Annotated in this window: 14 protein-coding genes; 7 read left to right on the plus strand and 7 right to left on the minus strand. The window is 75.1% G+C overall.

The genetic code is table 11. The features are described 5' to 3' along the window. Positions 1-93: 93 nt before the first annotated feature. From H7X46_RS05370 to H7X46_RS05385, 4 genes are read right to left on the minus strand one after another with little or no spacing between them, the layout of a single operon-like run. A complete protein-coding gene (locus H7X46_RS05370) occupies positions 94-603 on the minus strand; it encodes a MarR family winged helix-turn-helix transcriptional regulator (protein WP_186358355.1) in 510 nt (169 codons plus the stop codon). 52 nt (positions 604-655) lie between these two features. Next, positions 656-2,482: an NAD-binding protein gene (locus H7X46_RS05375; RefSeq protein ID WP_222131202.1), complete on the minus strand. Its 1,827-nt coding sequence runs from the start codon at positions 2,480-2,482 to the stop codon at positions 656-658. A 6-nt stretch (positions 2,483-2,488) separates the two neighbouring features. Beyond that, on the minus strand, positions 2,489-2,875 hold the full coding sequence (locus H7X46_RS05380; RefSeq protein ID WP_186358356.1) for a DUF6394 family protein: 387 nt from the start codon (positions 2,873-2,875) through the stop codon (positions 2,489-2,491). Positions 2,876-2,917: 42 nt separating this feature from the next. Continuing rightward, positions 2,918-3,523, minus strand: coding sequence for a TetR/AcrR family transcriptional regulator (locus H7X46_RS05385; RefSeq protein ID WP_186358357.1), 606 nt, complete (start codon positions 3,521-3,523; stop codon positions 2,918-2,920). Between the two features lie 188 nt (positions 3,524-3,711). On the opposite strand from H7X46_RS05385, the gene H7X46_RS05390 reads away from it, so the two are divergent. Continuing rightward, on the plus strand, positions 3,712-4,575 hold the full coding sequence (locus tag H7X46_RS05390) for an SDR family NAD(P)-dependent oxidoreductase (RefSeq protein WP_186358358.1): 864 nt from the start codon (positions 3,712-3,714) through the stop codon (positions 4,573-4,575). A 215-nt stretch (positions 4,576-4,790) separates the two neighbouring features. Beyond that, positions 4,791-7,043, plus strand: coding sequence for an HNH endonuclease signature motif containing protein (locus tag H7X46_RS05395; RefSeq protein ID WP_186358359.1), 2,253 nt, complete (start codon positions 4,791-4,793; stop codon positions 7,041-7,043). A gap of 344 nt (positions 7,044-7,387) precedes the next feature. On the opposite strand, the gene H7X46_RS05400 is transcribed toward H7X46_RS05395, so the two are convergent. Continuing rightward, complete coding sequence (locus H7X46_RS05400; protein WP_186358360.1) at positions 7,388-9,064, minus strand: glycoside hydrolase family 13 protein; 1,677 nt, start codon at positions 9,062-9,064, stop codon at positions 7,388-7,390. Between the two features lie 88 nt (positions 9,065-9,152). On the opposite strand from H7X46_RS05400, the gene H7X46_RS05405 reads away from it, so the two are divergent. From H7X46_RS05405 to H7X46_RS05420, 4 genes are all read left to right on the plus strand, one after another. Beyond that, positions 9,153-10,157 (plus strand): LacI family DNA-binding transcriptional regulator, encoded by a 1,005-nt coding sequence (locus H7X46_RS05405; RefSeq protein ID WP_186358361.1) that lies wholly within the window; start codon positions 9,153-9,155, stop codon positions 10,155-10,157. A gap of 81 nt (positions 10,158-10,238) precedes the next feature. Next, entirely contained in the window at positions 10,239-10,463 is a 225-nt protein-coding gene (locus H7X46_RS05410; protein ID WP_186358362.1) for a hypothetical protein, read from the plus strand. A 136-nt stretch (positions 10,464-10,599) separates the two neighbouring features. Beyond that, positions 10,600-10,965, plus strand: a complete 366-nt coding sequence (locus H7X46_RS05415; protein ID WP_186358363.1) for a cupin domain-containing protein — start codon at positions 10,600-10,602, stop codon at positions 10,963-10,965. A gap of 191 nt (positions 10,966-11,156) precedes the next feature. Then, complete coding sequence (locus H7X46_RS05420; protein WP_186358364.1) at positions 11,157-11,567, plus strand: META domain-containing protein; 411 nt, start codon at positions 11,157-11,159, stop codon at positions 11,565-11,567. Here H7X46_RS05420 and H7X46_RS05425 read toward each other — a convergent pair whose 3' ends face one another. Together H7X46_RS05425 and H7X46_RS05430 are read right to left on the minus strand one after the other, a co-directional pair. Continuing rightward, a complete protein-coding gene (locus H7X46_RS05425; RefSeq protein WP_186358365.1) occupies positions 11,568-12,341 on the minus strand; it encodes an alpha/beta hydrolase family protein in 774 nt (257 codons plus the stop codon). Then, positions 12,341-13,396 carry an alpha/beta fold hydrolase gene (locus H7X46_RS05430; protein WP_370588619.1) on the minus strand — a complete coding sequence of 352 codons (1,056 nt, stop codon included), beginning with the start codon at positions 13,394-13,396 and terminating at the stop codon, positions 12,341-12,343. Before H7X46_RS05430 ends, H7X46_RS05425 begins: the two co-directional genes overlap by 1 nt. Positions 13,397-13,470: 74 nt before the next feature. Between H7X46_RS05430 and H7X46_RS05435 the strand changes: the two genes are divergently transcribed. Further along, positions 13,471-14,685, plus strand: coding sequence for a macrolide family glycosyltransferase (locus H7X46_RS05435; RefSeq protein ID WP_186358366.1), 1,215 nt, complete (start codon positions 13,471-13,473; stop codon positions 14,683-14,685). Positions 14,686-14,749 lie beyond the last annotated feature (64 nt).

Below are 14,749 nucleotides of genomic sequence, written 5' to 3' on the forward strand. Positions count from 1 at the left end.
CCGAGCACGTACTATCCGGATACGCAAGAGTTTGCCGGAAACGAACCCGGACCGGAACGTGGCGTCACGTCCCGTTCACACCCGGAGCGGTGGCTACGCGGGGTCGTCCAGGTGGCCGCGCTCGGCGACCGCCTCCCAGTGCGCGCCCAGGGCGTTGAGCAGGCCGGCGATCTCGCCGCGGCGCTCCTCGGGGAGCGCTGCCAGCAGCTCCCGGTCCAGGCGGCGGGTCCGGCGGGTGACCTCCTCGAGGGCGCTGACGCCGTCGTCGGTGAGGGCGAGGATCTTGCGCCGGGCGTCCCGGGGCGACTCGGTGCGGGAGATCAGCCCGCGGCGTTCCATCCGCCGGCAGACGTCGGCCATCGTCGAGGTGTCCAGCGCGACCGCGCTCGCCAGCGAGCTCTGGTCCGAGCCCGGGTAGGCGCGGATTGCGGACAGGACCGCGAACTGCGGACCGGTCAGGACGGCGTCGACGTGCCGGTTCCAGGCGGCGAGGTAGGCCTGGTACATCCGCCGGGCGCCGTATCCGGGGGCGGCGACCAGGTCCGCGGGCGGGGCGGCGGCGACGGCCGGTTTCTGCGCCCGGCGGCGGAGCGGCTCGCCCAATGGTTCCTCCGTGGCCGGTCCGGACCCGGTGTCCGGTGTTCGGTGGGAGATCCTACGTGTCCGGACGATCACGGCGCGTGCCGGTGAGCGCATCGCCGGGCAGCGCCTCCCGGTAGCCGGTCAGGCGCCGCCACAGCCAGCCGGTGGGCACGTGCCGCCCGGTGCGCACGTACTCGCGCGCCCCGTCGTTGACCAGCGTGGTGTCGAGGCCGCGGCGGGCCGCGGCGTCGCCGGTGAGCAGCAGCTGGTCGCCCGGGGCGAGCACCAGGTCGTCGCCGGGCACCAGCATGCCGTCGTCGCCGCGCAGCACCATGAGCACGACGACGGCGAGCCGGTGCTCCCGGCCGTCGGGGTCGCGCAGCACGTCACCGAGGGTGGCGGTGCCGGAGGCGAGCCAGGCCGTCATCGACGGTGCCTCGGCCGGGTCCAGCACCACCTTCCACACGTCCTTCAGCCGGGCCCCGCAGGTGCCCGCCAGCCGGTCGATCACGGCCCGCGACCACGCGTCGGTCTGCCGGGACACCTCCTGCAGGAACCGCCACAGCAGCGGCGTGGACAGCTGCGCGAACACCTCGTGCGCCACCACGTCGGCCGGTACCAGCAGCGCGTCGGGCCCGATCGCGGCGAACAGCGGGGCGTTCTCCGGCCGGTTCTGGCGGGCGATCACGAACAGTGCGGGGTTGAGCCGGCGGGCCTCGGCGACCGCCGACAGGTTCGCGGTGTCGCTGTTGGTGCCCGCGACCAGCCCGATCGCGTCCTCGACCCCGGCGCGGGCCAGCACGTCGGGGTCGTAGCCCTCGCCGATGATGTCGACCCCGTGGTTGCCGGCCCGCCCCGGGGACGACTCGACGACCACGACGTCGAGCCCTTCCGCGCGCAGGTCGGTGGTGAACTCGCGACCGAACCGCCCGTAGCCGCACATGATCCAGCGGCCCCCGGCCGGGAGGCGGCCGTGGGTGGGCAGCGGTGCACCCGGGCCGCCCTCCAGCCACATCATCAGCTGCAGCGACGCCGGCGCGTGCATGGCGATGCGGAGGTGGTCGCCGAACCGGTCGAACGCGTTCACCACCCAGGGATCGCCGAAGGTCCGCATCCGGTGCGCGACCGACGTGGATCCGGTGCGTGCCACCACCCGCAGGTCGGGGCGCTGCAGAGCGACGGTCATGGCGACCGCCAGGTTGGCCTCGTCGTCGTCGGTGAGGGCCAGGACGGCGTCGCAGTGCGGGTTCGCGAGCCCGGCGAGCGCGAGCCGCTCCGGGTCGCGGGCGTCGGCGACCAGGCCGGGCACGTCCGCCCGGTACGCCCGCAGCTCCAGCGCCTCGATCCGGTCGGCCCGGTTGTCGATCACGACGACCCGCCGGCCGATGTCGTCGAGCAGCCGGCAGAGCAGCTGCCCCGTGCGGTCGTGCCCCACGACCAGGAAGAACGGCTCGCGCAGGCGCCGGACCCGGCGGGTGAACCGGTGCAGCGCGACGGCGTCGCGGAACGCCCGGTCCTGCAGCAGCGAGAGCAGCGTGCCGATGGCGTACGCCCAGCCGACGACGGTGAGGTAGATCGAGATCGTGACCCACAGCCGCTGGTCGGCGGTGAACGGCTCGGGTAGCTCACCGAACCCGATCGTCGACGCGGTGTAGCTCATGACGTAGAAGGCGTCGAAGAAGCTCATCGGCACGCCGGCCGCGCCGGGGATGAGCGCCAGCCCGAGCACGCTGACCGCGAAGATCGTGATGAGGACGATCAGCGGGGCACGCATGTGCCGCAGCACCAGGAAGATCGTGGCCTCGGCCTGCTCGGTGGAGGCGACCGGCACCCGCCGGCGCCGTCGGCGCCGGTCGTCGTCGGCCCGGCCGAGCAGCAGCGCGAGGAGCGGCGACGTCACGGCGCGCTACCTGCGGTGGAACGACACGGTCTCGACGACCAGCAGGACCACCGACACGGCGTTGGCCAGCAGCGCGCCGCCCGAGAGCGACACGACGCTGGCCGTCGACGCCGCGGTGACCCCCTCGGCCGACGAGTGGGCGAAGTAGCCCCACACCATCGCGGCGGCGACGAGCTGCAGGTCGGCGACGAGGCTGGTGGCCAGGTGCACGGCCCCGATCTGGGTGCGGTCGCCGAACTTCAGGACGGTCGCGATCAGGCTGATCACGATCGCGGCGAACAGCTCGTAGATGTTGTGGACGGCCGGGTCGTCGATGTCGCCGAGGAAGAACCCGAAGTTCAGGGTGGCGGCGAGGAGCACGAAGAACCCGAAGATCACCTTTTCCAGGTTCATCGGCACACTCCCGTGGTCGTCCGAGATCCGGGAGACGAGAGCCTAACGGTCCGGACGATCTCCTGGGCCTCGGCGCGCGCGGAGCCCGTCGACCAGCAGGTCGAGCAGTCGCCCGGCCTGGTCGCGGCCCTCCGGGGAGGCGACGGCCATGCAGATGCCGCTGGTGCCGACGAGCACGTCGGCGGCGTCGACGTCGGAGCGCAGGGTGCCGTCGGCGATGCCGGCCTCCTGCAGCGAGCGCACAGCGTGGACCATCCGCTCCCGGCTCTGCGCGAACGGGTTCCGCCCGCAGGCGACGAGCGCGTGCAGCGAGTCGGCGAGGTGCTTCTTGGTGATCACGTAGTCGACGAAGCGGTCCATCCAGGCGCGCAGCGCCCGGTCGGCCGGGAGCTCGGCCCGCAGCGTGTCGGCGGCCGCGCAGAGCCGGTCCAGCTCGCTGCGGTAGACGGCCTCGACGAGCGCGTCCCGGTTCGGGAAGTGCCGGTAGAGGGTGCCGATGCCGACCCCGGCGTCCTTCGCGATGCCGTCCAGGGTGGCCGGCGGGCCGCCGGTGCTCTCCGCGGTGAACGCCCGGACGGCCGCGGCGAGCAGCAGTTCACGGTTGCGGGCGGCGTCCGCGCGCAGGGCCGGACGGGACCCGGTGACCATGCCGTGCCTCCCTCCGACGCGATCGGCCCCACGATACGGGTTGCTATTCGGAGGGTACTCCGGATACAGTCGGACCTCATACGGAGGATCCTCCGTTTCTTCCCCGGACCCTGTGCCGCCCGGCGTGCCACACCGTCGTCCGCCATGGTGTCCGCCCTCGGGTCCGGCGAGCAGAAGGGATCATCGCCATGTCCGACACCCCCGAGGCCCCTGCCATCGATCCCATTGCCGTCCCGACCGCCGACGAGGTGCTCGCTGGTGTCGACCTGACCGGCCGGCGCGCGGTCGTCACCGGCGCCACCACCGGCGTCGGGCTGGAGACCGCCCGTGCCCTGGCCCGCGCCGGCGCCGAGGTCACCCTCGCCGTCCGCGACGCCGACGCCGGTGCGGTCGCCCGCGCCGCGATCGTCGCCGACACCGGCAACGAGCAGATCCGGGTCGGTGAGCTCGACCTGGCCGACCAGCGCTCGATCGCCCGGTTCGTCCGCCTCTGGGACGGGCCGCTGCACATGCTCGTGCACGCCGCCGCCGTCACGGGGGCGCCGCTCACCCGCACCGCCGAGGAGTGGGAGCTGCACCTGGCCGTCCACCACCTCGGGCCCGCCGCGCTCGGCTCGGGCCTGCACTGGGCGCTCACCGCCGTCGACGGCGCCCGGGTGGTCACCGTGTCACCCGCCGCGGACCGGCTCGCGCCGTTCGACCTCGAGGACCCGCACTTCGTGGGCACCCGCTACGACCCCGCGCTGGCCGACGCCCGGTCCCGGACCGCCGCCGTGCTGTACACGGCCGAGGCGGCCCGGCGCTGGTCCGGCGACGGGATCGCGGTGAACGTCGCCCACCCCGGCCAGGATCTCCGGACGCCCGAGCAGGGCGCCGGGACCGTCGTGCTGGCCGCGGCGTCCCCGCTGGCCGGCGGGATCAGCGGCGGCTTCTTCTCCGACGGCGCCGAGACCGGGCACGCCGTCGACCCGGTCCTCGCCCGGCGGGTGTGGCGCTGGACCGAGCGCACGCTGCGGGAGGTGTGGTTCGCGGGGCTGCCGGTCGTGGCGTGACGCAGGGAACTGCACCCCGATCGGGCCAGTTCGCTCGCCGCTGAATGCGGCGGGGCCTGCTGGGATCGTGTCGTCCAGATGGCGGTCCCAGCGATCGTGGTGGCGCCGCTCAGGCGGGCCGCGACTCCGGGCCTCGTTTGGGCCGTCCGGGTGAACTTGCGGAGCATGGCCGCCTGCAGCCCGGTTCCGTCAGAGGTCGCACGTATGTTCGATTCATGGTCGAGGTGGTGGAGCTGATCGACCGGGCAGCGGGATTGCCGCCCGGCCCGGAGCTGGCCGCCGTCCTGGCCGAACTGGCGTGGGAGAAGCTGCCCAACGACCGGCTGGTCGAGGTGCTGCAGGCCCGGGACCGGCAGCTGGCCCACGAGCACGCCGGGTTCTACGCCGGGCTGGTGGAGATCAGCCACGCGGCCGCGCTGGCCGACCTGCCCGACGGCCCCGCCGCCCGGGCGGGGGCGGTGCTGCGCTCGGAGGACCAGTTCGAGTGGGCGGCCGGGGAGATCGCGGCCGGGCTGACCTGGACCCGGGCCCGCGCCGAGCGCGAGCTCGGGTTCGCCACCACCCTGTGCCAGCGGCTGCCGTGGGTGTTCACCGCCCTCGAGGAGGGTCGGATCGACCTGGCCAAGGCCCGGGTGCTGGTCGACTACCTCGACCCCGGCACCGGGGACCTCACCGCCGAGCAGGCCCGGAAGCTGTGCGACCGGTTCCTGCCCCAGGCGCCGGGGTGGACCACCGCCCAGCTGCGCGACCGGCTCTACCGGGCCCTGCTGCACCTGAACCCGGCCCTGCGGCGGCGCCGCTACCAGCGTGCCGTGCAGGCCCGCGGCCTGGTGCTCTACCTGGACCCGCACACCGGCACCGCCACCCTGACCGGCACCGGGCTACCCGCCGACGAGGCCGCCGCCGCGGCCGCCCGCCTGGACCGGCTGGCCGCCGCCTGCCGGCGGGCCGGACACCCCGGCACCCTGGCCCAGATCAGCACGGACCTGTACCTGGGGATGCTCGACGGCGCCTTCCACGGCCTGACCGAGGCCGAGATCATCGACCGGCTCCTGGCCTGCCCACGCCCGGAAGACCAGCCCACCGACACCGCGGACACCGGCGCCAGCGGCGACACCGCCGCCACCGGCACCGGGAACAGCGGCACCGGGGATTCAGGCACGAGTGAGTCCGGCACCGGCTACAGCGACTCGGTCGGCACCCTTGTCGATGACTCCGGCGACCGGGCCGGCGACACCGACGCCAGCCCGGACGCCAACACCGACGCCGAGGGCGATTACGAGGGCGCCTCCGGCGCCGATGTCGAGCGCGACGCCGATGTCGAGCGCGACGCCGATGTCGAGCGCGACGCCGATGCCGAGCGCGACGCCGATGCCGAGCGCGACGCCGATGCCGAGCGCGGCGCCGATGCCGAGCGCGACGCCGACGGCGACTCCGCGGCTGACGTCCACTCGGCCGCCGGTTCCGACTCGGCCGGGAACCCGCCCGCCGCCGAACAGCCGGCCCAGGACCGGTGGGCGCACGACCGGGTCGCCACCCGCGAAGGCATCGAACTCCGCGTCGGACTCGGCACCCTGGCCGGCCGCGACGACCGCCCCGGCGACATCCCCGGCCTCGGCCCGATCACCGCCCACACCGCCCGCACCGCCGCCACCACCCAACGCCGCGGCGCCCGCTGGATCTTCGCCATCACCGACCCCGACGGCTACCTCCTGCTGGCCGGCCCCCTGCGCCGCCGCCCCCGCACCCGTGCCCCGAACGGCCCGAACCCGCCCGGCACACCGAACCGGGAGAACCCGCCCGGCGCCCCGTCGGGCGCGCCGCCGGTGCGCGGCGGCGTCGTCGAGCTCCACATCAGCCTCGACGAACTCGACCGCTATGCCGCCGACCCCGGGCTGGCCGATTGGCACCCACTGCTGGCCGAGATCGCCCGCGCCTGGGCCGACCGCGACACCCGGCGCACCCGACTCGACGCCGATCCCACCGCCCGGTTCGCCCGCGGACCACTGGCCACCCACATCCACGTCCGCGACCGCACCTGCATCGGCCCCGGCTGCACCCGCCCGGCCCGACGCTCCGAGCTCGACCACACCACCGACCACGACCACGGCGGACCGACCGTGCCGGCCAACATCGGGCCCGCCTGCGGCCGCCACCACGCCGACAAGGACCGCGGCTGGACCCTGACCCAACCCGAACCCGGCCGGTTCTGCTGGAAGAGCCCCTTGGGGCGCACCTACCGCACCCGCGGCGAACCCGTCCGCCCCGACCTCCCCGACCCCGAGCCGACCGCGCCCGAGTCGCAGGAGCACGAGCAGCCGGGCGAGCAGAGCGCCGCCGAAGTCGACGGGGACCTGCGGAAACACGACACACCGCTGCTGCAACGCCCGGCGACCAACCCGCCCCTGCCACCACCACCGAAACCGAGACCGGAACGGAAGCCGGACGACGAGCCGCCACCGTTCTGACCTCGACGGCCGTCACGACTGGCACGCCGGACCGCGCCGGCGCTCGCCGACACCCCCCGGTCGGCGAGCGCCACGCGACCGCACAACCGGCCGCGGGCCTCCACGATCGAATGGAACCAGGGACGTGAACAGCTCACCGATGAGCCGTCCTGGCCCGCCCCGCATGCGGCCGCACGGATCGTGGCGGCGTCAGGCCGCGGTCTCGTTCCGGTGTCACCGCCGCCGTGACGGACCGGGCCGACCGGCGACGTGCCCAGGTCGCGGACGTCGTGGCCGTCCGGGTAGCTGCGGATGCTCAACGACGCCGGCAGCGCAAACGGCACCGTCCACACCCGGGCGTCAGGTCACTGCCGCAGCCAGACCGTGGTGTCGGCGGGGACCTCGCCGCGGGGGGTGAGCGGACCGCTGGCGAGCAGCACCTCGGCGTCCTCGGGCAGCGACACCGGCGGCGCCGACACGTTCACCAGCGCGGTGAAGCCGCCGTCACCCTCGTCCGAGGTCCGGGCCAGAGCCAGGGTCCCCTCGGGCGAGTCCAGCCAGGTCAGGCCGCCGCCACCGAGCGCAGGGTGCGCGCGGCGGATCGCCAGGGCGTCCCGGTAGAGGTGCAGCACCGAGTCCGGGTCGGCCTCCTGGACGTCGGCGGCGTGCCGGGCGAACACGTCCGGCTGGGGCAGCCACGGGGTGGCCGGGCGGCCGGCACTGAACCCGAACGCCGGCTCGTCGGCGGCCCAGGGCAGCGGCACCCGGCAGCCGTCCCGCCCCCGCTTGGTGCGCCCGGACAGCTCCCAGGTCGGGTCGTCGAGCCGGTCGACCGGGATGTCCTCGACCTCGGGCAGCCCGAACTCCTCACCCTGGTACAGGTACGCGGTCCCGGGCAGCGCCAGCATGAGCAGCGTCGCCGCGCGGGCCCGGCGCAGCCCGAGCTCCGGGTCGGCCGGCAGATCGAGGACGTCGTCGAGGTTCCAGCCACGGCCGGCCTCGGGCTTGCGGGCCAGCCGGCTCGGGTGCCGGCACACGTCGTGGTTGGATAGCACCCAGGTCGCAGGCGCGCCGACCGCGGTGTTCTCGGCGATCGCGTCGTCGATGTTGCGGCGCAGGTCGTCGGCCAGCCAGGCCGCCGTGAGGAAGTTGAAGCTGAACGCGGTCTGCAGCTCGTCGGGCCGCAGGTAGCGGGCGAGCCGCTCCGGGTCCGGCACCCACGCCTCGGCGACGAAGACCTTCGGCGGGTCGTAGGAGTCCCCGATCGCCCGCCAGGCGCGGTAGATGTCGTGCACCTCCTCGCGGTCGAGGTAGGGGTGGCCGCCGTCCTGGATGTCGTTGACGCCCTCCACGACGTCCGGCAGCCCCGGCTGCTTGATCATCGAGTTGGCGACGTCGATCCGGAAGCCGTCGACACCCCGGTCGAACCAGAACCGCAGGGTCCGCTCGAAGTCCGCGCGGACCTCCGGGTTCTCCCAGTTCACGTCCGGCTGCTTGACGTCGAACAGGTGCAGGTACCACTGGCCGTCGGTAGCGATGCTCGCTCCGCCTGCGCTCCGCTCGGGCACGCGCTCCCAGGCGGGCCCGCCGAACATCGACTCCCAGTTGTTCGGCGGTTCGGAACCGTCCGGGCCCCGGCCGTCGCGGAAGACGTAGCGGTCGCGCTCCGGGGAGCCGGGACCCGCGGCCAGGGCCGCCCGGAACCACTCGTGCTCGTCGGAGTGGTGGTTGGGGACGATGTCGAGCAGGATCTTCAGCCCGCGCTCGTGCGCCTCCGCGATCAGCGCCTCGGCCTGCGCGGTGTCGCCGAACATCGGGTTGATCGCGCGGTAGTCGGCCACGTCGTAGCCGCCGTCGGCCAGTGGCGACGGGTACCACGGGTTGATCCAGATCGCGTCGACCCCGAGCCGGGCGAGGTGGTCGAGCTTGCTGCGCAGGCCGGCGAGGTCACCGGTGCCGTCCCCGTTCCCGTCGGCGAAGCTGCGGATGTACACCTGGTAGACGACGGCGTTGCGCCACCAGTCGAGGTCGTGGGCGGTCATGCCTCTCCCCGGGTCGATGCGTGCAGGCGGTGTTTCACACTGTTGCACGACGTTGCAACGCATGTCGAGGTCGGGGGAGGATGTCACCGTGACGGACGTGCCGGTGCGGGAGGTCGTCCGCCGGGCCGGGGTCCGGCGGGTGGCCGAGCTCGCCGGGGTGTCCCCGGCGACCGTCTCCCGCGCGCTGCGGGAGGGCACGCCGGTGTCCGCCGAGACCCGGGCCCGGGTCCGCCGGGCGGCCGCCAGCCTCGGGTACGTGGTGCCGGCCCGCACGGCCACCGTCGCGGTGCTCGCGCGGTTCCCGACCCGCTGGTTCTTCGCCGAGGCGGTCGCCGGTGTGGAGTCGGTGCTGGCCGCGGGCGGGCACGCGCTGCAGCTGTACAACGTCGGCGACCCCGACGGCCGCGCGCACTTCTTCGACACGCTGCCGGTGCGGGGGCGCGCGGACGGGTTGATCGTCGTCGCCACCGCCATCGACGAGGCCGAGCGGGCCGCGCTGGACGGGCTGGACGTGCCGGTCGTCGTCGTGGGCGGCACGATGCCGGGCCGGCCGCGGATCGGGATCGACGACCGGGCGGGCGCGCGGACCGCCGTACGGCACCTGGTGGGGCTGGGGCACACCGAGGTCGCCCTGGTCTCGTTCGACGAGGACGAGGCCTGCGGCCGCGAGACCACCCGGGCTCGCCGGGCCGGCTGGGCGGAGGCCCTCGACGAGTCCGGCCGCGCCCGGGGTCCGGTGCTCGAGGTCGGTGCGGACGTCGAGGCCGGGGATGCGGCGGCCGGTGCCCTGCTGTCGCTCCCGCGGCTGCCGACGGCGGTGTTCGCCATGTCCGACGAGGCCGCGCTGGGCCTGGTCCGCACCCTGCGGCGGGCCGGCGTGGACGTGCCGGGGAGCGTGTCCGTGGTCGGCTTCGACGACCACGAGATGGCCGCCGTCGCCGATCTCACCACGATCGCCCAGCCCGTCCACCGGCAGGGCGAGCTGGCCGGGCGGGCGGTGCTCGCCGCCCTCGACGGCGCCCGTCCGGAGGGTGCCCAGCTGCCGACCCGGCTCGTCGTGCGGGGGACGACGGCGCCACCTGCGCGCCGCTGACAGGCGTGCTCGCCACCTGCGGAGGCGCGCCGACGGTCGGGGGTCCGTGGTTCCCTGGCGGGTGACACCGGGAGGTGAGCCGTGGTCAGGGTCGTGGGGCACTGGCGGGGCCGGAGCTGGGTCCGCACGCACTACCGGCATCCGGTGCGGCCGGAGGCGGACCAGACCGTCCTGGTCCTTCCCCCGGCCCGCGTCGTGCGGATCGATCTGTCGGCCCACGGCGGCCCGTTCCCCGCCGAACCGGTCGACGCCCGGCCCGGCCCGGTGCTGCCGGCGCCGCGCCCGCCGGCCGACGACGGCTCGTGAACCCGGCCGGGCCCGTGAACCCGGCGGGGCCCGCGAACCCGGCGGGGCGTCAACCCGGCGCCGGCCCGCGAGCCCGGATGCCGCCCGAGCGGTAACCCGTGAGCCGCCACCGGGCGCGACCGCGGAGGATGGGCCCATGCCGCAGCTGATCGAGACCGCCAGCCGGGTCACCGCCGCCGGGACCCCGCCGAAGACCATCGACGAGTACGTCGGCCGGGTGAACACCGGCGCCGAGAACGTGTCGGTCGCGCACATGCGCAGCCCGTCCGGCTGGGCCGAACCCGGCCAGTCCCCCGAGTTCGAGGAGTACACGCTCGTCCTGCGCGGGGAACTGCGGGTCGAGTACGACGGCGGCGAGCTCACCGTCGCCGCCGGGCAGGCGGTGCACACCGCGCCGGGGGAGTGGGTGCGCTACAGCTCGCCCGGCCCGGAGGGCGCCGAGTACGTCGCGGTGTGCCTGCCGGCGTTCGAGATCGGGGCCGCCCACCGCGACGACGACTGACGCACCCCCCGCCGCCCACCCCACTCGGCGTCTCGAGACCGAACGCTCACCGAACCCGGCCACGCTCGCGGGATCGGGTGAGCGTCGCCAGGTTTCGTGAGCGTTCAGCGGGGTCTGGCGGGGGGACGCGCCCTGCGGGAACCTCGGCCGGGGGTGGGCACGTTGCGCGGGAGGCGGACGGAGGTGGGGAGATGAACCGGACGATGCTCGGGCTGGCGGTGCTCGCCGTCCTGGCCGTGCTCGGCTGCGCCGACGCCGCCGCCCAGCCGCGCGAGGGCCCGCGTCCGGCCACGGCGGCGGACCTCGTCGGCCGCTGGTACCCGGCCGACGGCACCGCGCAGGGCCGGGCGTTCGCCGAGTTCACCGCCGACGGCGGGTGGACCGGCTCGGACGGCTGCAACGGTCAGCGCGGCACCTGGACCGTCCGCCCGGACGGCACGTTCGCCGGCACGGCGGGCCCCAGCACGCTGATCGGCTGCGAGAACGTCCCGATCGCGTTCTGGATCTCCGGCGGCGCCCGGGCCGAGATCGACGGCGAGGCCCTCGTCCTGCGGGACGGCGCCGGGGCCGAGCTGGGGCGGATGGTGCCCGAGCTGCCCTGATCACGGCAGCGGGAGCCGGTGCAGGACCTCGCGGATCCGCGCGTCCCAGTAGCCCCACTCGTGCGCGCCGGGACCGAAGTCGGTGTGCACCTCCAGCCCGGCCGCGCGGGCGTGCTCGGCGAACCGGACCGACTGCCCGTGCAGCGGGTCCTCGGTACCGGCGCAGAGGTGCAGTGGCGGCACGCGATGCAGCACCGCCCGGTCGACCAGGGTGAACAGGTCGGCGTCGGTGCCGGTCACCGGGGCGCCGTCGAAGATCCGCTCCCAGATCCGCGGGTCCTCCTCCCGCACCGGCCCCTGCACCAGCGCGTCGAGGTCGAGCACCCCGGACAGGGACGCGGCCGCCCCGAACCGCTCCGGCTCCCGCAACGCCCACGCCAGCGCGCCGTACCCGCCCATCGACAGCCCGGCCACGAACGTCGCCGCCGGATCGGCGGACACCCGGAAGAACCGCCCCACCAGCGACGGCAGCTCCTCGGAGATCCAGCTCCGGTAGCGGCCGCCCAGCGCCTGGTCAGTGTAGAAGCTGCGGTGGACCTGCGGCATGACCACGGCCAGGCCGAGCTCGTCGGCGTACCGCTCGAGCGCGGTGTAGCGGGTCCACGCCGTGTCGTCGTCGGACAGCCCGTGCAGCAGGTAGAGCACCGGCGGGGGCGCATCCAGGTCCCGCACCCCGGCCCCGATCCGGGTCCGCGACGGCTGCGGGAGCAGCACCGTGATCGACGTGGCCAGCCCGAGCGAGTCGGCGACGACGTCGCAGCGCAGCCGGGCCACTACCCGGCCGACCCGAGGAACTCCCGGAACACCCGTGTCCAGCGGGCCTCGGCGTCGAACAGCGGGCCGTGCCCGGAACCCTCGAACCATTCGGTGCGCACCGCACCGCCGGCGTCGGCGTAGCGCTCCAGCACGGTCCGGATCTGGGCGACCATCCGTTGCGGCGGGAACTCCGCCTCGCCGGGCCAGCCGGGGATCAGGCCGGCCCGGCCGAGCGTGCCGGCCTCCAGCATCGACCCGTCGGCGACGACCACGTCCGCGGCGCCGTGCGTCCACAGCACCGGCGGCTTCACCGCGAGGTCCACGATCCCGTCCCAGCGCAGGTACCGCGGCGACAGCGCGTTGAGCAGCCCGGTCGTGCCGGGGGCGAAGCCCGGCCAGTGCGGCGACGACGCGACCTCGCCCGGGTAGCCGCCGTCGCCGATCGTGGTCAGCAGGATCTCGTCGACCAGCACGTCCTCCCGTTCCGGGGGCAGCCGGAACGCCGGCGACCAGTAGGTCTGCCGCATCACGCTGCGGATCGAGAACGGGCTGTCGGCGCTCGCGTCCCCCTCCCGCAGGCGGCGCACGAACTCGGGGTTCGCACCGCCCGCACCGGAACCGGCGCCGTCCGGGTGCACGAGGGTGCCGTCGTCGCGGACGCCGCCGTAGCCGTACGGCCCGACCGGGTCGATCAACGTCAGCGACGCGGCCGGGTGGGCCAGCGCGAACCGGGCGATCGCGCCACCGCCGGTGGACCAGCCGGCCAGGTGCGGCGGGGCGCCGATCCCGAGCGCGCGGAGCAGGGCGGCGAGGTCGTCGGACCAGTCGTCGAGCCCGCGGGTGGCGTCGATCGGGGCCGGGTCGCTGCGGCCGAACGAGCGCATGTCCGGGGCCAGGACGCGGTACCCGTCCGCGGCCAGCTCCGGCATGACGTGCTCGAAGAACCGGCCGGTGGACAGGTTGCCGTGCACCAGGACCACCGGTGTCCCGTCGTTGGGGCCCGCCTCCAGCAGGTGCATCCGGATCCGGTCGGTCTGGACGTCACGGCGCCGGACGCCGGGCAGCAGCTCCACGAGCGACGATCCTCGCCGGGCCCGCCTGACCCGGTCAAGGAACCCGGCGGGACGCGGGGGAGGATCGGCCTGCCATGAGCCACGTCCTGATGTCCACGGTCGCCGCGCACGGCCACGTCCACCCCAACCTGCCGGTGATGGCCGAGCTGGTCGCCCGCGGCCACCGCGTCACCTACCCGGTGCCCGAACGGTTCGCCGACGCCGTCGCGGCCACCGGCGCGACGGTGCTGCCGATCCGCACCGGCCTGCCGGACCCGGCGCGGGGCGAGCAGTGGCCGGACGGCGGCGTCGCGGCGATGCGCCTGTTCTCCGACGAGGCCCGCTCGGCGTACGCCCAGATCGCCGAGGCGCTGGCCGCGGACCTCCCGGACGTCGTCTGCTACGACGGAAGCGGCTGGGCCGGGCACGCCCTGTCCCGGGTGCACGGGCTGCCGAGGGTCGAGCTGGCGCCGCACATGGTCGCCTGGGACGGCTTCGAGCAGGACATGGCCGACGCGTTCGCCTTCCTGGAGACGCCCGAGGGCCTGGCCTGGCGGGCCGAACTGGACGCCTGGCTGGACGAGGTCGGCGCCGGCGTCGGGAACCGGGTGTTCCTCGGCCCACCCGACCGGTCGGTGGTGCTGATCCCGGAGGCGATGCAGCCGCATCGCGAGCGGGTCGACCGGGCGCGGTACACGTTCGTCGGCCCGGTGATCGGCGACTGCTCGCACCAGGGCCTGTGGCCCAAACCGGCGCGCCCGCTGCTGCTCGTCTCGCTCGGCTCCGCCTACACCGACCGGCCGCGGTTCTGGCGGGACTGCATCGCGGCCATGCACGGCACCGGATGGCAGACGGTCCTCGCCACCGGCCCGCACGTCGACCCCTCGGTGCTCGGGGAGATCCCGGACGACGTCGTCGTCCGCGAGTGGGTCCCGCAGCTCGCGGTGCTGGCACACGCGTCGGCGTTCGTGACCCACGCCGGAATGGGCGGCTGCGCGGAGGGGCTCTGGCACGGCGTCCCGATGGTGGCGGTGCCGCAGGCCGTCGACCAGTTCGGCAACGCCGACATGATCGCCTCGCTCGGGGTGGGGGAGCACCTGCCGGCCGACGAGGTGACCCCGGAGAGCCTGCGGTCGGCGGTGCTGCGGGTGGCGTCGTCGGAGGCGGTCGCGCAACGGTGCGCAGAGCAGCAGGCGGTCGCCCGGGCGGCCGGCGGCGCACCGGCCGCCGCGGACGTCGTCGAGTCGCTGGTCCGCCGGCCGGGGTGCGGCGGCTGCGCGTGCGGGCAGGGCGGCTGCGGACGGGCGTGATCACCGGTTCGTCCGCCGTGTGCGCGGTGTCCGGCTCGGTACGTCCGATCGTGTCGCCGCGCGG

Source organism: Pseudonocardia sp. C8 (genome assembly GCF_014267175.1).
Taxonomy (GTDB): Bacteria; Actinomycetota; Actinomycetes; order Mycobacteriales; family Pseudonocardiaceae; genus Pseudonocardia.